The organism is Pseudomonas sp. AOB-7 (assembly GCF_003696305.1).
In the GTDB taxonomy this organism is placed as follows: Bacteria; Pseudomonadota; Gammaproteobacteria; order Pseudomonadales; family Pseudomonadaceae; genus Aquipseudomonas.
This window is the reverse complement of the sequence record NZ_RFFK01000008.1, coordinates 19,837-37,176: the sequence shown is the minus strand read 5'-3', so window position 1 is coordinate 37,176 and position 17,340 is coordinate 19,837. Positions and strand designations below refer to the sequence as shown.

Below are 17,340 nucleotides of genomic sequence, written 5' to 3'. Positions count from 1 at the left end.
GGCCCTCAGAGCTTGGCGATGGACACCTCGGTGGACTTGACGAAGGCGATCACCTCGCTGCCCACCTGCAGTTCCAGCTCGCGCACCGAGCGGGTGGTGATCACCGAGGTGACGATGCCGGCGGCGGTCTGCACGTCGATCTCCGACAGCACGTCGCCGATGACGATTTCCTTGATGCTGCCCTTGAACTGGTTACGCACGTTGATGGCTTTGATGGTCATGGTGTTGCTCCTGATGGTCGACTGATGTAGCCCGGATGGAATCCGGGGGAGTCTTGGGGCCGCCCCGGACAGAGTCCGGGCTACGGGTTTAAAGCGCCCAGCGCAATTGCGTGGGCAGGGGTGATAGGGGGTCGGGCGGCGTCGGCAGCTCCGGCTGCGCCAGTACCCGGTCGAGCACGCGCGCTTCCAGCGCGGCCAGCAGCGGCGAGCCGTGCGGGCGCGGACGCAGCAGTTGCACATCCAGATCGAGGCCGATCTGGCCGTCCTCGATCAGGATCACCCGATCCGCCACGGCCACCGCCTCGGCGACGTCGTGGGTGACCAGCAGCACGGTGAAGCCATGCTGCTGCCACAGGCGCTCGATCAGTTGCTGCATCTCGATGCGGGTCAGCGCATCCAGCGCGCCCAGCGGCTCGTCGAGCAGCAGCAGGCGCGGGCGATGGATCAGCGCCCGGGCCAGCGCCACGCGCTGCTTCTGCCCACCGGACAGCGCCGCCGGCCACTCACCCGCGCGGTCGGCCAGGCCGACCGCGTCCAGGGCTTCCTCGGCCTGCTGACGCCAGTTGCCGGAAAGGCCCAGACCGACGTTGTCGATCACCCGCTTCCAGGGCAGCAGGCGGGCGTCCTGGAACATCAGGCGAATGTCCTCGCGCACCGCGTTGAGCGCACCGCTGCCGGCCAGCAACTGGCCGCCGCTGGGCTGATCCAGCCCGGCCAGCAGGCGCAGCAAGGTGCTCTTGCCGCAACCACTGCGGCCGACCACGGCGACGAACTGGCCGGCCGGGATATGCAGGTCGATGCCCTTGAGCACCCGGCGCTCGCCGAAGGATTTCTCGATCTTCTCGATCGCCAGGGGAATGCCCTGACGAATGCTGTGCAGTGCGGTCATTGCCCACCTGCCTTGGCCTGGTAGGCCGGGTGCCAACGCAGCCACACGCGCTCCAGGCCCCTGGCCGCGACGTCGGCCAGCTTGCCGAGCAGCGCATAAAGCAGGATCGCCAGCACCACCACGTCGGTCTGCAGGAACTCGCGGGCGTTCATCGCCAGGTAGCCGATGCCGCTGCTGGCGGAGATGGTTTCCGCCACGATCAGCGTGAGCCACATAAAGCCCAGGGCGAAGCGCACGCCGACCAGGATCGAGGGCAGCGCACCGGGCAGGATCACCTGGCGGAACAGGGCGAAGCCGGACAGGCCATAGCTGCGCGCCATCTCCACCAGCGCCGGGTCGACGTTGCGGATGCCGTGGTAGGTGTTGAGGTAGATGGGGAACAGGGTGCCGAGCGCGACCAGGAACACCTTGGCCGCCTCGTCGATGCCGAACCACAGGATCACCAGCGGGATCAGCGCCAGGTGCGGCACGTTGCGGATCATCTGCACCGAGCTGTCGAGAAAGCGCTCGCCCCATTTCGACAGGCCGGTGATAAAGCCCAGCAGCAGGCCGATGCCGCCGCCGATGGCGAAGCCGATGCCGGCGCGCTGGCCGCTGATCGCCAGGTGCTGCCAGATTTCGCCGGAGGCCAGCAGCTGCCAGCCGGCGGCGAGCACCGCGCTGGGCGCCGGCAGGATGCGGCTGGACAGCCAGCCGCTGGCCACCGCCAGCTGCCAGGCGGCCAGCAGCCCCAGGGGCAAGGCCCAGGGCGCGGCGCGCAGGGCCAATGTGTTAAGGGTCGTGTTGCTCATGGTTGCCTCGAAGAATCCTGTGTTTCTGTTCCCGGATTGCATTTGCGGACCGCCGTGGGAGCGAGCGGGATGCTTTCAGCTCGCCGAAGCCGCCTTCGGCAAAATGTCGCTGGAGATCATTTCGCCGAACGGGCTGACGTAGCCGCGACTCTCCGGACGCGCAGGCGCGGCCACGTCCAGGTGCGGGAACAGCAGCTCGGCGACGCGGTACGACTCCTCCAGATGCGGGTAGCCGGAGAAGATGAAGGTGTCGATGCCGAGCTCGGCATACTCCTTCACCCGCGCCGCCACGGTCGGGCCGTCGCCGACCAGCGCGGTGCCGGCGCCGCCGCGCACCAGGCCGACACCGGCCCAGAGGTTCGGCGACACTTCCAGGTTGTCCGTCTTGCCGCCGTGCAGGGCGGCCATGCGCTGCTGGCCGACCGAGTCGAAACGCGCCAGCGAGGCCTGGGCGCGGTCGATGGTGTCCTGATCCAGATGGCTGATCAGACGATCCGCCGCGGCCCAGGCTTCCTCGTTGGTCTCACGCACTATCACGTGCAGGCGAATGCCGAAGCGCACTTCACGGCCCTGCCTGGCCGCCTTCTCGCGCACCTGGGCGATCTTCTCGGCCACCGCGGCCGGCGGCTCGCCCCAGGTCAGGTATAGCTCGACCTGCTCGGCGGCCAGGTCCTGCGCCGCGTCGGAGGAACCGCCGAAATAAAGCGGCGGACGCGGCTGCTGGATTGGCGGGTAAAGCAGCTTGGCGCCCTTGACCTGGATGTGCTTGCCCGCGTAGTCGACGGTTTCGCCTTCCAGCACGCGGCGCCAGATACGGGTGAATTCGACCGACGCCTCGTAACGCTCGGCATGCGACAGGTGCAGACCGTCGCCGGCCAGCTCGTCCGGGTCGCCGCCGGTCACCAGGTTGAACAGCGCACGGCCGTTCGACAGGCGATCCAGGGTCGCCGCCTGGCGCGCGGCCACGGTCGGCGAAATGATCCCCGGGCGCAGCGCGACGAGAAACTTCAGGTGCTGCGTCACCGGGATCAGCGAGGCCGCCACCAGCCAGGAGTCCTCGCAGGAACGCCCGGTGGGGATCAGCACACCGCCGTAGCCGAGGCGGTCGGCGGCCTGGGCGATCTGCGCCAGGTAGCCGTGGTCGACGGCGCGCGCGCCTTCGGCGGTGCCCAGGTACTTGCCATCACCATGGGTAGGCAGGAACCAGAAGATATTGAGGCTCATGGAGGGGTCTCCTTGGATTCGCTCCCCTCTCCCGCCGGGAGAGGGGCTGGGGGTGAGGGTTCTATTGCGCCTGGGCGACCTTGGCCGGCTGCCGCCAGATCACCTCGGCAATGCTCAGGCGCTTGGGGATCAGCTTCAGCTCGCTGAAGGTGTCGGCGATCCTCTGCTGCGCACTCACCACCTCGGCGGTGATCAGCTGCGCGCCGTAACTCTGCCGCTGCACCGCAGTACGGGTGATCTCGGGGGACAGGCCCAGCAGCGGTGCAACCTGGGCGGTGGCCTGGTCGACGTTGGCGCGGGTCCACTCGCCGGTCTTGCGGATTTCGTCCACCAGGGCGACCACCACCTCGGGATGCTTTTCGGCGAAGGGACGCGCGGCCAGGTAGAACTGGTGGTTGCTCACCAGGCCCCGACCGTCGCGCAGGGTACGGGCCTGCAGCTGCTGTTCGGCGGCTGCCTGGAAGGGGTCCCAGATCACCCAGGCATCGACGCTGCCACGCTCGAACGCGGCGCGAGCATCGGCCGGCGGCAGGTACACGGGGGTGATATCGGTGATGCTCAGACCGGCTTCCTCCAGTGCGCGCACCAGCAGGTAATGCACGTTGGAGCCCTTGTTCAGGGCGACCTTCTTGCCCTTGAGCTCGGCCACCGTTTTGATCGGCGAATCCTTGGGCAGCAGAATCGCCTCGCTGAGCGGCGCCGGCGGCTCGAACGCCACGTAGAGCAGGTCGGCACCGGCGGCCTGGGCGAATACCGGCGGCGTCTCGCCCGTGGTGCCGAAGTCGATGGAGCCCACGTTGAGCCCTTCGAGCAGCTGCGGGCCGGCCGGGAACTCGGTCCACTGCACCTTGACGCCCTGTGCGGCCAGGCGTTTTTCCAGCGCACCGCTGGATTTGAGCAGCACCAGGGTGCCGTATTTCTGATAACCGATCCGCAGCGTCTCGGCTTGAGCTTGAGTGATGGCGCCGAAGGAAATGGCCGCGGCAAACAGGGCGACCAGACTCCGACGCAAAGTGTTGGCGCCCATGGCGACCTCCTTTGCAAGTTGAGTGTGGGCCTGCTTGCCCGTTGGCGGGCGAGTAAGGCGGGGTATTACGGGTGGATCAAATACTCCAGCGGGCGTTTACCAGCCGGTCGTTCAACAGCTTCGGATCGATCGGTTGCGGCCGCCGCGCCAGTGCGGCGAGCAGCTGTTCGACCGACTCGTCGAGGCGTTCGCGCAGCTCCTCGTCGAGCTGCGCAGGCTCGCCGCCTTCCGGGTAGGCGATCTGCTGGTCCACGGCGAACACGCCGGAGAGCATTTCCTGCGCCTTGAGCGCGGCCAGCACCGGCTTGAGGGCGTAATCCACCGCCAGCAGGTGCGCCGGGCTGCCGCCACTGGCCAGGGGCAAGACCACCTTGTGCGCCAGGGCCCGCTCGGGCAGCAGGTCCAGCAGCACCTTCAGCGCACCGGTGAAGGACGCCTTGTACACCGGCGTGCCGACCACCAGGCCATCGGCGCTGGCCACCACGGCCTGCAGCTGCTGCACCGCCGGGCTGCCTGCGCGCGCATGCAGCAGGTCCTCGGCGGGGAAATCGCGCACCCGCAGCAGGCTCACCTCCACCTGCTGCGCCTCCAGCCGCCGGCGCACATGGTCCAGCAGCACTTCGGTGCGCGAACGCGCCGCGGGACTGCCGGACAGCAACACGACATGCATGGTCAGTCCTTAGCGATTCGGCTGCGGGGTCAGGCGCAGGTAGGGTTTGACCGCGCGATAGCCCTTGGGGAAGCGCTCGGCGATCTCGGCCTCGTCCTTGAGCGATGGCACTATCACCACCTCGTCACCGTCCTGCCAGTTGGCCGGGGTGGCCACCTTGTAGTTGTCGGTCAGCTGCAGCGAATCGACCACGCGCAGGATCTCGTGGAAGTTGCGCCCGGTGCTGGCCGGATAGGTGATGGTCAGGCGCACCTTCTTGTGCGGGTCGATGACGAACAGCGAACGCACGGTCAGGGTGTCGTTGGCGTTCGGGTGGATCAGGTCGTAGAGGCCCGAGACCTTGCGGTCGGCATCGGCGATGATCGGGAAGTCGACCGCGGTGTGCTGCGTCTCGTTGATGTCGTCGATCCATTTGAGGTGCGAATCCACCGGGTCGACCGACAGGGCGATGGCCTTGACCCCGCGCTGGGCGAATTCGTCCTTGAGCTTGGCGGTAAAGCCCAGTTCGGTGGTGCACACCGGGGTGAAGTCGGCCGGGTGGGAGAAGAGGATGCCCCAGCTATCGCCCAGCCACTCGTGGAAACGAATGCGGCCTGCGCTGGAATCCTGTTCGAAGTCGGGGGCGATGTCGCCCAGACGAATGCTCATGGTGGCGCTCCTGTGCCAGTGGCTTGCGTGGGGCTCACTATGCTGAGGAACGCAGAGAAACAAAAAGAATAAATAAAAATTTATTTATAACTTAAAGCTATTTAAACGAAACGGATGGAACCGCCCCATGCCCAACCCGAGCCTGCACAGCGTCCCCGGGGACCAGGCGCCGATGCACCTTTTGCTGGAAGCCGATCCCAGCGCTGAGGCGATCGCCGGCTATCTGCACGACTGCCACTGCGTAGTGGCACGCCTGGGCCGAACAACCGTCGGCGTCTACCTGCTCAAAGCGCTGACGCCCGACACCTGGGAGCTGATGAACATCGCCGTGGCGCCCGAGCACCAGGGCCAGGGCATCGGCCGCCTGCTGCTGGACCACGCCATCACCCAGTCCCGACTACTGGGCGCGCGGCGCCTGGAGCTGGGCACCGGCAGTTTCGGCCACCAGCTGACCTTCTACCAGCGCGCCGGCTTTCGCGTGGTGGCGGTGGAGCCGGATTACTTCCTCACCCACTACCCCGAGCCGCTGTTCGAGCACGGCCTGCAGCACAGGGACCGGCTGCGCCTGGCATTGACCCTATAGCAGCAGATGCACCGCCAGCCCGACCAGGGCGCAACCGGCGATGGTCTCGATCACCCCGCGCTTGAACATGAACAGGGCCAGCGCCGCGCCCAGGGCGATCAGCGCCGAAGGCCAGTCGAAGCGGCCGGCGAAGCCCTCCGGCCAGAGCACGTGGTAACCGAAGAACAGCGCCAGGTTGAGGACCACCCCGACCACCGCCGCGGTGATGCCGGTCAGCGGCGCGGTGAACTTCAGCTCGCCATGGGTCGACTCCACCAGCGGCCCGCCGGCGAGGATGAACAGAAACGACGGCAGGAAGGTGAACCAGGTGACCAGGCAGGCCGCCAGCGCGCCACTGGCGAACGCCGAATCGGCGCCGAACACCGGCTGCCCATAGGCGCCGACGAAGGCGACGAAGGCCACCACCATGATCAGCGGCCCCGGTGTGGTCTCGCCCAGGGCCAGGCCGTCGATCATCTGCGTCGGCGTCACCCAGCCGTAATGGCCGATGGCGCCCTGGTAGACGTAGGGCAGCACCGCGTAGGCGCCGCCGAAGGTGAGCAGCGCGGCCTTGGTGAAGAACCAGCCCATCTGCGTCAGGCTGCCGTCCCAGCCGAACAGCGCGGTGAGCAGGCCCATGGGTAGCAGCCACAGCGCAGCGCCCACCAGCAGGATCAGCGCCAGGCGCGGCCAACGAAAGCGGGTATGCGCCGGCGGTGGCGTGTCGTCGTCGATCAGCGCCGCGCCGTAGGACTTGTCCGCCGCGCCGTGGCCGCCGCCGACGGCGAAATGCTGCGGCGCCAGGCGCCCGCCGAGATAACCGAGCAGCGCGGCGCCGAGCACGATCAGCGGGAACGGCAGCTGCAACACGAAGATGGCGACGAAGGCCGCCGCGGCAATCGCCCACAGCCAGCGATTCTTCAGCGCCCGGCCGCCGATGCGCCAGGCCGCCTGCACCACGATGGCGGTCACCGCCGGCTTGATGCCGTAGAAAATCCCGGCCACCAGCGGCACGTCGCCGAAGGCGATATAGACCCAGGACAGGACGATCAGGATCAGCAGCGACGGCAGCACGAACAGCACCCCGGCGATCACCCCGCCCCAGGTGCGGTGCAGCAGCCAGCCGATATAGGTGGCCAACTGCTGCGCCTCCGGCCCGGGCAGCAACATGCAGTAGTTCAGCGCATGCAGAAAACGCCGCTCGGAGAGCCAGCGGCGCTTCTCCACCAGCTCCTGGTGCATGATCGCGATCTGCCCGGCCGGCCCGCCGAAGCTGATCAGCCCCAGCTTGAGCCAGAACCAGAAGGCCTGCAGCAGACTGACGGGGGCGGGTCGCTCACCAGCATCGGACATCGAATGCACTCCACGGGGTAAAAATCGGCCGATCACTATAGCCGCTCGCTATGCCACAAGCATGACCCTGCACGGAAAATCACCAGCGCCGCGCAGCCCCGATGCCGCCTGGCCCGGCGCGGTTTTCCCGCATCTTATCCACAGCGCTTTCCCCAGATTCTGTGCATGAGCGCGCGGACCGCCTCATGGCCACCCGCCACTGTTGAAAACTCGGGGCAAGGCATTGATCCACAAGGATATAGCGCCTGGCGATAACCCTTATGAGGCGCCCTTGAACAAAAACTGCACGGCCCCCGCCAGCCCGCCTGAGCGCTGGCCGGCAGCGGCTTTTGCGCAGTTTATCCACAGCTCTGCCAACAGATTCTGTGGGTGGTAAGGGATGCCTCGATCCCTGCCCTTCCAGGCAGATACCGATAGTGACGCAGGCGCAATGGCATTTCGCCCACCCGGCATGGACAGGCTCGCCCTGGATGGACTAGTTTCGGGCGTGAATCTGCTGGCGCAGTCGATCCAGCAGCTTGGGCTTGCCGTCATCCCTGTCGCGTTTCTCCCTGAGTGCTGTCGCGTTTGCCGCGACCATCTTCAGGCCAGACAAGGACTTGCAGGACGACAAGGAAGGTTATGCGACAGCTGTCGTGGGCAAACGCGGCAGCCGTGTCGTCTAATTAATAGTTAGAGGCAAACATGGAAAAGCAATGGATGCCGCCTCTTGTTGGTGGATTCTCTGATGGAAAGGTTACATGGCAGCGTTTAGAGGAAATTGATTACGATCTTTTAGGCTTCTTACTGAGCTGCCACCTAATTATTGAGCATTACCTAGAGCACTTCATAGCTACTTATACCCGAGCACCTTTTCAATGGGAGGGTGCCAAGCTTACCTTTGGGCAAAAAATAACGCTCATATCAAAGCTTCCCTTTAAAGACCCATACAACTTACCTCCCACCATTAAGCACCTGAACACCTTAAGAAATAAATTTAGCCACAACATTAATACAACGCTGACCGAGCAAGACTTGTTGCCATTCAGGCAATTTCTCGAAAAGTGCACAGAAGATAAAAGCAAAGTGCCTAGCGAGCCAAAAGAGCTACTTAGCATGTACATGAGTATTGTTTGCGCATATTTTGCAAGTTCAATTTCACATGCGGCGCAGTTTATTAGCAGCCCAACCGACGGCGCAGCCTCTAACTAGTGGTTCAAATCGTTCGCTTCGCTCACTGGGACGGGCTAAAGCCCGCCCCTTAACCAAACGTTGGGCGGCAAAAATCCTTCGCCCTGCAAACGATTGCCAGCTTTCTAATGCACCGCATAGATAATTGCCCTTGAAAATGCTAACTGAAACCGAGCTTCGGATACGATACGCAGAGCTATCTTGGGATTACGAATTCCCTGAGTATGTGGAGGATGCGCTAGAGGCAGACTTTATCTCAAGCCCAGAGATGTATAGCGAATCAACAATGAAAAGCATCTTGGCCTTACTACTCATAGACCCGAACCCGGAAATATCCGACCTACTTTCCTTGGTGCGGAAAAATAAAATTTAAGCCTAGACTCTAAAAAGACACCCATTATGATAAAGAAAATCTTAACCAGCTTTACCTTGCTGCTAACCGTGACCGTCACAACGTCCGAAGCCGCACGACTTACTGATTCGGAGTTGGCCGAATTACCAGCTAGCGCCAAGAAGCTTGTCTTATTTAATCGAGACATCATAGATAGAGGCGGGAAAGGCACTAAATCTATTTCTTTCAAAGACACAAACTACCAATTTTCGATTACTGCCATCTACGACGCAAAAAACAATGAACCTCCAATGCACATAGTCGTCGTTTCGTCTGACGGAAATGAAGCCAACATAGGCTTCAAAATAGTTAGAAAGTGCACCCTCACAGAACAGGGAGACCCACTGATCAATCGCGTAATTCGTGTTGATGGGACTAATATCTCTGCAGCAATGGGCTGCGGTAAAGATCCCAGCAATCAAGGTGTGACTCAGGAAGTTTTCGTGCTCAAAACGCAAGCTGGAAAAGCTTACGTTCAAAAGCAGTTCTCTGAGAATCCCTACGTTTTTGTCGACTTTGGTAGTGGTGAAGTGCCCTTCGCCACTGATGGATTTAATGCACTGTGGCAGCGCACAGATGAGCCGGCATTGTAGCCCCCCTATAGCGCGTGCAATTGCCGCCCAACAAATGGTTCAAGCCGTTCGCTACGCTCACTGGGACGGGCTAAAGCCCGCCCCTTAACCAAACGTTAGGTTTCAGGAAGCGCCAATGACACCTGTTGACATTGCATCAATCGCTAGCGCGATCTTTGCCGGTATGTCCGCACTTGTAGCCGCTGCGGCAATTTACTTTCCTTGGCGGTCGCAACAAAGCCAAGAAATATTAAATCAAGCTGTTCACTCGTTAGAGCGTGCATATGAATCGCTTTCTAACAGCGGGGAACAAGTTAGCCCTCCAGCACCTAGCCGTCTTAACTGGTTAACAGCTGCTCGACATATTGAACAGTACAAAGCACTAAAGAAAAAAATTACCTCCAAAACACATTCCATCGTATGCGAGGAGCACGAGGAGTACTGGCGGCATCGATTTTATCTATGTCTAGACATACCAAACATACAGCAACCCAGTTACTACGCAGAAAGACACGAACCTCAACGTCAACTTGGCATAGAGCCAAGATCAGCAATTATTATTTATCACTTTGCTAGTTGGCCCGATGGAAGACCAGACCCCATTGGCTCTGCAAATATCGAAGAAATGCTTCAAGATGGTCGCCTCTTAAACGGAAATCCTGGTTTGAGACACTACCTCAACGGTTTTCAACAATATCGAACTGAAACCTAACCAGTGGTTCAAACCGTTCTCTTCGCTCACTGGGACGGACTAAAGCCCGCCCCTTAACCAAACGTTAGCAACCAACTGGGGATTCCGAGATGGACCTTAGAATTTATGCCAAAGGCACCTCATTTCCTGAGGATGGAATTTATGACCTTCGGCATCTTGAGAGTCTAATCAGCAGTCAGCGGAAAATTCTAGACAAGCTGACCTTTATCTCGCTCGGAATAAGCGAATCAAACAAAAAATTCAAAGAAGAGCTAGATTACCGGGTTAAAGTAAACCCCGGCTCTATTGAACTACTAATTGACTTCGCTTTAAATCACAAAGAATTATTCGCCACATTATCAATTGATGGAGGCCAGTCACTAGCAAAGATCGTTGTTGATCTCTGGAGAGATGCGGTATCTCTGAGAGAAAAAGCAGCCCAAGCGCTAGAAAAAGGCCTAAAAATAAATATTGCAATAAACGCAAATATTGGCTCAGGCACGCAAATAATTAACGCTTCAAATGTCGTCGCTGACGAGAGTTCTGGAAATATCCAGATATCAAGTCCAAAAATCTACATGGCTGCACTTGCAACCCGCCCTTCAGTAAATCAAACCATTCAAATGATTGATGGCAAGGCTGTAGAGTTTATGGAAATTCAAAGCCTTAACTCTGAGCTAAAGTTAACGCCTGAGCATCGCGCAATTTTAGGGCGGCACCGTGAGGAGTTATTAGTCTCCATGGAGATAATCGGCCGATTAGACATGGTCGCATTCTCATCCCACAAGGGAGTAATAATATCTTCAGGGCAACGATATCAGTTGTCTTGGGATGAAGAACAAAGACAAAAAATGCAAAAATACGTTGACACTGAGGGCGTCATTTTCAAAGTCAGGCCAATTATCGACCATGCCCGCCTCACTCAAGATGCAATCGCTTTTCGCTTGGTTGATTGCTACGAACCACAAAATAAATTGCTGTAGGTTGCTAACAACTGGTTCAAGCCGTTCGCTCCGCTCACTAGGGACCGGCTAAAGCCGGCCCCTTAACCAAACGTTACAAGGCATAAGGACGTACCGTGTTCGAAATTGGAAAAGAGTACAACCGTAAGTCCGACATACACGAGATATACAAAGGACAGGCTCAGGGTGGGATAGCTACACCAAAAGATTTTCCAGTAGTTTTTATATTCACATCAGATACTGGCGAGCAGCATGGATATAGAGACGAATACCGGGATGATGGTGTCTTTTGGTATACCGGTGAAGGTCAAGTCGGCGACATGAAAATGGAGGCCGGTAACAAAGCCATCCTGAAGCATGTCAAAAGCAAGAAAATAATCCACGTTTTCGAGTACACAAGAAAGGCGCATGTTCGCTTTCTCGGCACTGCGGAATGTCTTGGTTATCACGAAGAAACCAGACCTGATCGAGATGGCCAAGATCGTAAAGTATTTGTATTTCATCTCGACATAGATTCCGCTCCTGGAAATATTCAAGTTTCAGAATACAAAGCAGTCTACGGGTCAAATAAGCTAAAAGATTTACGAAATAAAACCATAGAAGAACTGAGGGATGCAGCTTTAAGCAAAGCCCCGCTCACCGCAAGTGCAAAGGAAAAACGAGAGGCTGCATATTATCGTTCTGAAGCACTTAAAATTTACGTCATAGTACGATCCAAAGGCTTGTGTGAAGGTTGTAGCTCCGAGGCTCCGTTCCAAACAAAAAAAGGCCCCTTCTTGGAGTGCCACCACGTGCATCGTCTTGCCGATGGCGGCCCAGATCATCCACAGAATGTTGTTGCACTTTGCCCAAACTGCCATCGCCGTGCGCACTACGCAAAAGACTCTGCTGAATTCAATAACAAATTAAAAGCAGTAGCCGTCACGGCCGAGAAAAATGCCGTGTAACTAGTGCTTCAAGCCGTTCGCTTCGCTCACTCGGGACCGGCTAAAGCCGGCTCCTTAACCAAACGTTAGGCCTTTTATTGGAGTGCGTCGCACATGAACAAAATCGTATTGTTGTTGGCCCTTTGCTTTACCGGGTTTGCGCACTCAGCTGCGGATAGTCCTGGAAATTATTTCGCTTCAGCCGATAGCTTGAAAGAACTACTTGCACCTGCCGCAAATGCAGCAGTAACAAATACCATCTACAAGGGGCAATCTGTCGAAGTTTTTGAAGTAAAGAATGGGTGGGCTAGGGTTTCAAAATACTATGACGGCGCTATTGAGGGAACATCTGGTCAAGTTGCGCGATGGGTGTCCGCTCAATACCTGAGCGATGAAAAGCCCACTCCCGCTTCTGTGGCAGTTGACAACAAACTTGAGCAAGCCATCAAAGGGTCGGATGATTTTTCTAAATACCGCCCGGGGCTCGTAAAGGGGTCGCAAGAGCTAATAAGTTCCGGCAAATGCACCTTGGCGGATTTCACAGAAATGGGTGGCTGGATGCGTTCCGTGAACCACAAGCCTAAGCCTGTATATTTCACTTACTGTGGTGGAATGAAGCTGTCCAATAAAATTTATCTGAATGTACAGACAACTGAGATATTTAAGTAACTCGGCAGAAAAGGCCTAACAACTGGTATATGGACTCACCCCGCAAGTTGCGAGCAAAACTTTGCTTTTGCACCTGTCGTCATCGCGGCTGCATTCGTATATCCGGCCTTGAGTCGGGCATCGCCCTGGCCATTCGGTAATTCGCGCAGCGGGAGCCAAGCGTTCAATCGATCACGCAGATCATGATGGTTATCGGCCTTGTTCCGCTGCAGGACTCGTTTGTTTCGACAGCGCGTAGGCTGGGTTGAGCAGCGTAGCGACGAAGCCCAACGCCTTCCGCCCACCCCTTCCGGCCCTGTTGGGCTTCGCTGCGCTCAGCCCAACCTACGCGCCTGAAAGACGCCAAAAAAAATCGGGCCATCGGGCCCGAAAAGTACTCCACCTTGAAGAGTTCGTTGCCGGCCCGTTGGCGGGCCGGTCAGGAGATGTCGCAGCTGGGTTACAGCAGGGTCAGGGTGTAGCTCAGGATCAGGCGGTTCTCGTCGGCATCGGTGGTGACGTTGCCGCGCTGGGTTGCGTTGCGCCAGGACAGGCCGAGCCCCTTGAGCGGGCCGTCCTGCAGGGCGTAGTCGAGACGGAAATCGCGCTCCCATTCCTTCAGATCGCCCGTGGCGGAATCGACGTTGTCGCCCTTGAGGTAGGCGACGCTGGCCTTGAGGCCCGGCACGCCGAGCTTGGCGAAGTCGTAACCGTACTCGGCCAGCCAGGTACGCTCGCCGGCGTTCTGGAACTTGCCGATCTGGCGGTCGGTGATCAGGTAGGACGAAGAGCCGCCACCCTGGTTGAGGAAGGGGAAGGCGCTGTCGCCTTCGACCTGCTGGTAACCCAGACTGGCGAAGTGACTGCCCAGGCTGTAGGTGAACAGGGCGCTCCAGGTCTGGTTGTCGACCTCGCCGGTGCTGCTGTCGCCGGCACGCCAGAAGCCGGCGCTGCGGTAGCCGTCGGCGCGACCGGCGGCGCTGCCGTTCTTGCCGTCGGAGCCGCTGTCGAAGTAGCGCAGGTCGGTCTTCAGCGCGCCCGGGCCGATGGCCCAGCTGTGCACCAGGCCGAGGAAGTGCTGTTGGTAGAAGTCTTCCAGGTTGCCGTAGTAGTACTGCAGCGTCAGGTCCTTGCTCAGCTTGTAGTCGCCGCCGGCGAAGTAGAACTTGTTGCTGTCGGCGTCGCCGCTGGCCCCGGCGATACGCAGGGCGATGTCGTCGGTGGAGCTGCGGGTCTTGGTGCTTTCCAGCTGGCCGGCGGTCAGGGTCAGGCCGTCGATCTCGTTGGAGGTGATCTGCCCGCCTTCGAAGGTCTGCGGCAGCAGGCGACCGTCGTTGAAGGTCACCACCGGCAGCTTCGGCAGCAGGGTGCCGAGGCGTGCCTCGGTCTTGGACAGGCGCACCTTGGCGGTCACCCCGGCCTTGCTGTAGTCGTCCACGGCGCTGCCGTCGCTATCGAGCGGGAACAGCTGGCCGGGGGTGCGCTCGCGGCCGGCCTTGCTCGCGGTGCCGCCGGAGTCCAGCTTCACCCCCAGCAGGCCGATGGCATCGAGGCCGAAGCCGAGGGTGCCCTCGGTGAAGCCGGAGCTGTAGTTGAAGATAAAGCCCTGGCCCCACTCGCTGGCCTCGCCGTTGTTGTTGGCGGTGTTCTTGGTATTGAGGTCGTAATAGAAATTGCGCAGACCGATGCTGGCCTTGCTGTCTTCGATGAAACCGGCGGCGGTCGCTTCACTGGCCAGTGCGGCCAGGGCGACGGCCAGCGCCAGATTGGACTTGTTCATGCTCGATGCTCCAGGTGCTGTGTGTGCTGTTATGGGTTTGGCACTGCACAGGGGCTCGGCAGGACAGCGTACTTGGCGCAGGCCTCGGCGGGTTGGCATTAGAGCCCCTGATTCGGGCCCGATGCGGTGGTCCGCTGTCGGCTGGTGGCTAATCTACGAGACGATTGCTAATCCCTAAAAAGAATTATTTTTTACTTTGTAATTCCAAAAATGCATATAAGTTCACGAGATGCGGGTAGGGCGTACCGGGTGGCGATCCGTTCGCATAGCAGTACGCCGTGAATGCTTCGCGGCATCGGGGAAAAACCTGCAGCCAGCAAAAGGCGGACTACTGGCTGCACTACGAGCAGCTGGCGTCCCGGGCCGGCCTGCGCGCTGCTCCTAAGCTAATTCCTAAAAATTATTTATTGCTGGTTTTTTAGATCGTCTAGCTTCTCCTCACCGGATCACCGGACTTCTTTCCCTAAAACTGAAGTACGCGTGATCCGCCGCCCCCCATGGCCGGCACGTGTTCGTAGCGAGAGCCGCCATGTCCAACACCCATTCCAAACGCAGCACACTGATCGCCGCCTCCCTGGCCATCGGCCTGCTTGCCGCGCCACTGGCCGATGCCGCCGAGCAACTGCGCATCGGCTACCAGAAATCCTCCACGCTGATCAGCCTGCTGAAGAGCCAGGGCACCCTGGAAAAGGCGCTGGCCGATCAGGACATTGCCGTCAGCTGGCATGAATTCCCCAACGGCCAGCCGCTGCTGGAGGCGCTCAACGTCGGCAATATCGACCTGTCCGCCGATGTCGCCGACACCGTGCCGGTGTTCGCCCAGGCGGCCGGCGCCGACCTCGCCTACTTCGCCCAGGAAGCGCCCTCGCCCCGCGCGCAGGCGATCATCGTGCGCGAGGACTCGCCGATCAAAACCCTGGCCGACCTCAAGGGCAAGAAGGTCGCCGTGACCAAGGCCGCCGGCGTGCATTACCTGCTGATCGCCGCGCTGGCCCAGGCCGGGCTGAAATTCAGCGATATCGAGCCGGCCTACCTGACCCCGGCCGACGGCCGCGCCGCCTTCGAGAACCGCAAGGTGGACGCCTGGGTCACCTGGGAGCCCTTCCTCAGCGGCGCCCAGCAGCAGCTGCCGACGCGCATCCTCGCCGACGGCCAGGGCCTGGCCGACTACCAGCGCTATTACCTGACCAGCGCCACCTTCGCCAAGCGCCACCCGCAGGTGCTGCAGACCGTGTTCGCCGAGCTGGTGAAGAGCGGCGACTGGCTGCGCGCCAACCCGCGCCAGGCGGCTGAAATCCTCGGCCCGCTGTGGGGCAACCTCGACCCGGCCATCGTCGAACAGGCCAACGCCAAGCGCAGCTACCGAGTGCGCCTGGTGCAGCCGGGCAGCCTCGCCGAGCAGCAGAAGATCGCCGATGCCTTCTTCAATGCCAGCCTGCTGCCCAAGTCGGTGGATGCCCGCGACGTGAGCATCTGGAGCCCCAAATGAGCGCCCAGGCCCGCCTGCATCCCAGCCTGCGCGACGAGCCACTGTTCGCCGCGCACCTGTTCCCCGTGGATTTCGGCAGTCGCACGGCCAAGGTCGAGCGCCTAGCCCGGCGTCTGGCCGCCAGCGCGGTGGAGCGGGATCGCGCCGGTGGCAGCGCGCCAGCCGAGCGCGAGCTGCTGCGCGACAGCGGCCTGCTGAGCCTGGCCGTGCCGCAGCAGTACGGCGGCCAGGGCCTGGTGTGGCCGGAGATCTACCGCATCGTGCGCTACCTGGCGGCGGTGGACAGTTCGCTGGCCCACCTGTTCGCCTTCCAGCACCTGCAGGTGGCGACCATTCTGCTGTTCGGCAGCCCCGAGCAGCAGCGCCACTGGCTGACCCGCACGGTGCAGCAGCGCTGGTTCTGGGGCAACGCCACCAACGGCCGCGACACTGGCCTGACGCTCAGCCGGCGCGAGGAGCATTACGAGCTCAACGGCAGCAAGTCGTTCTGCTCCGGCGCGCTCGGCGCCGATGCCCTGGTGGTCAGCGCGCCACGCGGCAAGAACCCGGAGGATCGGGTGTTCATCGTCCTGCCCAGCCAGCGCGACGGCCTGGCGATCAACGCCGACTGGGACGGTTTCGGCCAGCGCCAGACCGACAGCGGCACGGTGCAGTTCGAGCAGGTGTTCGTCGACGCCAGCGAGCTGCTCGGCCCGGTCGGCGCCAGCCCGCGTACCACCCTGCGCGCCTGCCTGTCGCAGCTGATCCTCACCCAGCTCTACCTAGGCAACGCCCAGGGCGCGCTGGACGCGGCGCTGCGCTACACCCGCGAACACAGCCGCGCCTGGCCGGCCTCGGGGGTGGCGCAGGCCAGCGACGATCCCTTTATCCAGCAGCGTTACGGCGAGCTATGGCTGCGCTACCGCAGCGCCCTGCCCTTGGCCGAGCAGGCCGCCCAGCGCCTGCAGAGCGCCTGGGAAAAGCCGGCGCTGACCGCCGCCGAGCGCGCCGAGGTGGCGCTGGCCATCAGCGAGGCCAAGGTGCTGGCGGTGCGCGCCGCGCTGGAGATCACCAGTCAGGTCTTCGAGGCCATGGGCGCCCGCGCCACCAGCTCGCGCTACGGCTTCGACCGCTTCTGGCGCAACGTGCGGGTGCACAGCCTGCACGACCCCGTCGACTACAAGGTGCGCGACCTCGGCCACTGGCTGCTCAGCGGCCAGGGCCCGCGGCCGTCGCTGTACGGCTGAGCAGGAGGTGCGAACCACAGGGAATATGCATAGGAAAAAGCGTTATCTCGCATCGAACAGGGCTAACTAGCCTGAAAACTGCCCCCTCAAGAGGTCATGC

General features: G+C 60.9%; 18 protein-coding genes. 9 read left to right on the top strand and 9 right to left on the bottom strand.

All coding sequences use genetic code 11. From position 1 onward, the window contains the following. Positions 1 to 5: 5 nt before the first annotated feature. From EA796_RS15795 to EA796_RS15765, 7 genes are all read right to left on the bottom strand, one after another. The gene (locus EA796_RS15795; RefSeq protein WP_003242436.1) at positions 6 to 221 is read right to left on the bottom strand and encodes a molybdopterin-binding protein; all 216 of its coding nucleotides are present in this window, start codon (positions 219 to 221) and stop codon (positions 6 to 8) included. 88 nt (positions 222 to 309) lie between these two features. After that, positions 310 to 1,110, bottom strand: a complete 801-nt coding sequence (gene ssuB, locus EA796_RS15790; protein WP_122109292.1) for an aliphatic sulfonates ABC transporter ATP-binding protein — start codon at positions 1,108 to 1,110, stop codon at positions 310 to 312. Continuing rightward, entirely contained in the window at positions 1,107 to 1,901 is a 795-nt protein-coding gene (ssuC, locus tag EA796_RS15785; RefSeq protein ID WP_122109291.1) for an aliphatic sulfonate ABC transporter permease SsuC, read from the bottom strand. The genes ssuB and ssuC overlap by 4 nt, the downstream gene beginning before the upstream one ends. A 75-nt stretch (positions 1,902 to 1,976) precedes the next feature. After that, positions 1,977 to 3,125, bottom strand: coding sequence for an FMNH2-dependent alkanesulfonate monooxygenase (ssuD, locus tag EA796_RS15780; protein ID WP_021445965.1), 1,149 nt, complete (start codon positions 3,123 to 3,125; stop codon positions 1,977 to 1,979). Between the two features lie 61 nt (positions 3,126 to 3,186). Next, positions 3,187 to 4,152 (bottom strand): sulfonate ABC transporter substrate-binding protein, encoded by a 966-nt coding sequence (locus EA796_RS15775; RefSeq protein WP_122109290.1) that lies wholly within the window; start codon positions 4,150 to 4,152, stop codon positions 3,187 to 3,189. A gap of 76 nt (positions 4,153 to 4,228) precedes the next feature. After that, positions 4,229 to 4,822, bottom strand: a complete 594-nt coding sequence (gene ssuE / locus EA796_RS15770; RefSeq protein ID WP_122109289.1) for an NADPH-dependent FMN reductase — start codon at positions 4,820 to 4,822, stop codon at positions 4,229 to 4,231. Positions 4,823 to 4,831: 9 nt separating this feature from the next. Further along, positions 4,832 to 5,470, bottom strand: a complete 639-nt coding sequence (locus tag EA796_RS15765; RefSeq protein WP_122109288.1) for a peroxiredoxin — start codon at positions 5,468 to 5,470, stop codon at positions 4,832 to 4,834. 127 nt (positions 5,471 to 5,597) lie between these two features. On the opposite strand from EA796_RS15765, the gene EA796_RS15760 reads away from it, so the two are divergent. Then, positions 5,598 to 6,053, top strand: coding sequence for a GNAT family N-acetyltransferase (locus EA796_RS15760; RefSeq protein ID WP_122109287.1), 456 nt, complete (start codon positions 5,598 to 5,600; stop codon positions 6,051 to 6,053). On the opposite strand, the gene chrA is transcribed toward EA796_RS15760, so the two are convergent. Further along, the gene (gene chrA, locus EA796_RS15755; RefSeq protein WP_122109286.1) at positions 6,048 to 7,385 is read right to left on the bottom strand and encodes a chromate efflux transporter; all 1,338 of its coding nucleotides are present in this window, start codon (positions 7,383 to 7,385) and stop codon (positions 6,048 to 6,050) included. The two genes, EA796_RS15760 and chrA, sit on opposite strands and share 6 nt — an antisense overlap. Before the next feature lie 684 nt (positions 7,386 to 8,069). Here chrA and EA796_RS15750 point away from each other — a divergent pair. The 6 genes from EA796_RS15750 to EA796_RS15740 all read left to right on the top strand — a co-directional run bounded on the left by EA796_RS15750 (position 8,070) and on the right by EA796_RS15740 (position 12,766). Continuing rightward, on the top strand, positions 8,070 to 8,576 hold the full coding sequence (locus EA796_RS15750; protein WP_122109285.1) for a hypothetical protein: 507 nt from the start codon (positions 8,070 to 8,072) through the stop codon (positions 8,574 to 8,576). A gap of 378 nt (positions 8,577 to 8,954) precedes the next feature. Beyond that, complete coding sequence (locus EA796_RS23100; protein ID WP_147459051.1) at positions 8,955 to 9,539, top strand: hypothetical protein; 585 nt, start codon at positions 8,955 to 8,957, stop codon at positions 9,537 to 9,539. Positions 9,540 to 9,654: 115 nt separating this feature from the next. Further along, positions 9,655 to 10,230, top strand: a complete 576-nt coding sequence (locus EA796_RS23095) for a hypothetical protein (RefSeq protein ID WP_147459050.1) — start codon at positions 9,655 to 9,657, stop codon at positions 10,228 to 10,230. An 89-nt stretch (positions 10,231 to 10,319) separates the two neighbouring features. Then, the gene (locus EA796_RS23090) at positions 10,320 to 11,192 is read left to right on the top strand and encodes a hypothetical protein (protein WP_147459049.1); all 873 of its coding nucleotides are present in this window, start codon (positions 10,320 to 10,322) and stop codon (positions 11,190 to 11,192) included. Positions 11,193 to 11,287: 95 nt separating this feature from the next. Further along, the gene (locus tag EA796_RS15745) at positions 11,288 to 12,118 is read left to right on the top strand and encodes an HNH endonuclease (RefSeq protein ID WP_122109284.1); all 831 of its coding nucleotides are present in this window, start codon (positions 11,288 to 11,290) and stop codon (positions 12,116 to 12,118) included. A 93-nt stretch (positions 12,119 to 12,211) separates the two neighbouring features. Beyond that, positions 12,212 to 12,766: an SH3 domain-containing protein gene (locus EA796_RS15740; RefSeq protein ID WP_122109283.1), complete on the top strand. Its 555-nt coding sequence runs from the start codon at positions 12,212 to 12,214 to the stop codon at positions 12,764 to 12,766. A 439-nt stretch (positions 12,767 to 13,205) separates the two neighbouring features. On the opposite strand, the gene EA796_RS15735 is transcribed toward EA796_RS15740, so the two are convergent. Then, positions 13,206 to 14,525 (bottom strand): OprD family porin, encoded by a 1,320-nt coding sequence (locus tag EA796_RS15735; RefSeq protein WP_122109282.1) that lies wholly within the window; start codon positions 14,523 to 14,525, stop codon positions 13,206 to 13,208. A gap of 529 nt (positions 14,526 to 15,054) precedes the next feature. Between EA796_RS15735 and EA796_RS15730 the strand changes: the two genes are divergently transcribed. Together EA796_RS15730 and EA796_RS15725 are read left to right on the top strand one after the other, a co-directional pair. Next, positions 15,055 to 16,014 carry an aliphatic sulfonate ABC transporter substrate-binding protein gene (locus tag EA796_RS15730; RefSeq protein WP_122109281.1) on the top strand — a complete coding sequence of 320 codons (960 nt, stop codon included), beginning with the start codon at positions 15,055 to 15,057 and terminating at the stop codon, positions 16,012 to 16,014. Further along, positions 16,011 to 17,240, top strand: a complete 1,230-nt coding sequence (locus EA796_RS15725; protein WP_122109280.1) for an acyl-CoA dehydrogenase family protein — start codon at positions 16,011 to 16,013, stop codon at positions 17,238 to 17,240. Before EA796_RS15730 ends, EA796_RS15725 begins: the two co-directional genes overlap by 4 nt. Positions 17,241 to 17,340: the final 100 nt, after the last annotated feature.

Bases quoted from the DNA above. Each gene is read 5' to 3' on its own strand.
- EA796_RS15795 (WP_003242436.1), bottom strand. From the start codon at position 221: ATGACCATCAAAGCCATCAACGTGCGTAACCAGTTCAAGGGCAGCATC.
- ssuB (WP_122109292.1), bottom strand. From the start codon at position 1,110: ATGACCGCACTGCACAGCATTCGTCAGGGCATTCCCCTGGCGATCGAG.
- ssuC (WP_122109291.1), bottom strand. From the start codon at position 1,901: ATGAGCAACACGACCCTTAACACATTGGCCCTGCGCGCCGCGCCCTGG.
- ssuD (WP_021445965.1), bottom strand. From the start codon at position 3,125: ATGAGCCTCAATATCTTCTGGTTCCTGCCTACCCATGGTGATGGCAAG.
- EA796_RS15775 (WP_122109290.1), bottom strand. From the start codon at position 4,152: ATGGGCGCCAACACTTTGCGTCGGAGTCTGGTCGCCCTGTTTGCCGCG.
- ssuE (WP_122109289.1), bottom strand. From the start codon at position 4,822: ATGCATGTCGTGTTGCTGTCCGGCAGTCCCGCGGCGCGTTCGCGCACC.
- EA796_RS15765 (WP_122109288.1), bottom strand. From the start codon at position 5,470: ATGAGCATTCGTCTGGGCGACATCGCCCCCGACTTCGAACAGGATTCC.
- EA796_RS15760 (WP_122109287.1), top strand. From the start codon at position 5,598: ATGCCCAACCCGAGCCTGCACAGCGTCCCCGGGGACCAGGCGCCGATG.
- chrA (WP_122109286.1), bottom strand. From the start codon at position 7,385: ATGTCCGATGCTGGTGAGCGACCCGCCCCCGTCAGTCTGCTGCAGGCC.
- EA796_RS15750 (WP_122109285.1), top strand. From the start codon at position 8,070: ATGGAAAAGCAATGGATGCCGCCTCTTGTTGGTGGATTCTCTGATGGA.
- EA796_RS23100 (WP_147459051.1), top strand. From the start codon at position 8,955: ATGATAAAGAAAATCTTAACCAGCTTTACCTTGCTGCTAACCGTGACC.
- EA796_RS23095 (WP_147459050.1), top strand. From the start codon at position 9,655: ATGACACCTGTTGACATTGCATCAATCGCTAGCGCGATCTTTGCCGGT.
- EA796_RS23090 (WP_147459049.1), top strand. From the start codon at position 10,320: ATGGACCTTAGAATTTATGCCAAAGGCACCTCATTTCCTGAGGATGGA.
- EA796_RS15740 (WP_122109283.1), top strand. From the start codon at position 12,212: ATGAACAAAATCGTATTGTTGTTGGCCCTTTGCTTTACCGGGTTTGCG.
- EA796_RS15735 (WP_122109282.1), bottom strand. From the start codon at position 14,525: ATGAACAAGTCCAATCTGGCGCTGGCCGTCGCCCTGGCCGCACTGGCC.
- EA796_RS15730 (WP_122109281.1), top strand. From the start codon at position 15,055: ATGTCCAACACCCATTCCAAACGCAGCACACTGATCGCCGCCTCCCTG.
- EA796_RS15725 (WP_122109280.1), top strand. From the start codon at position 16,011: ATGAGCGCCCAGGCCCGCCTGCATCCCAGCCTGCGCGACGAGCCACTG.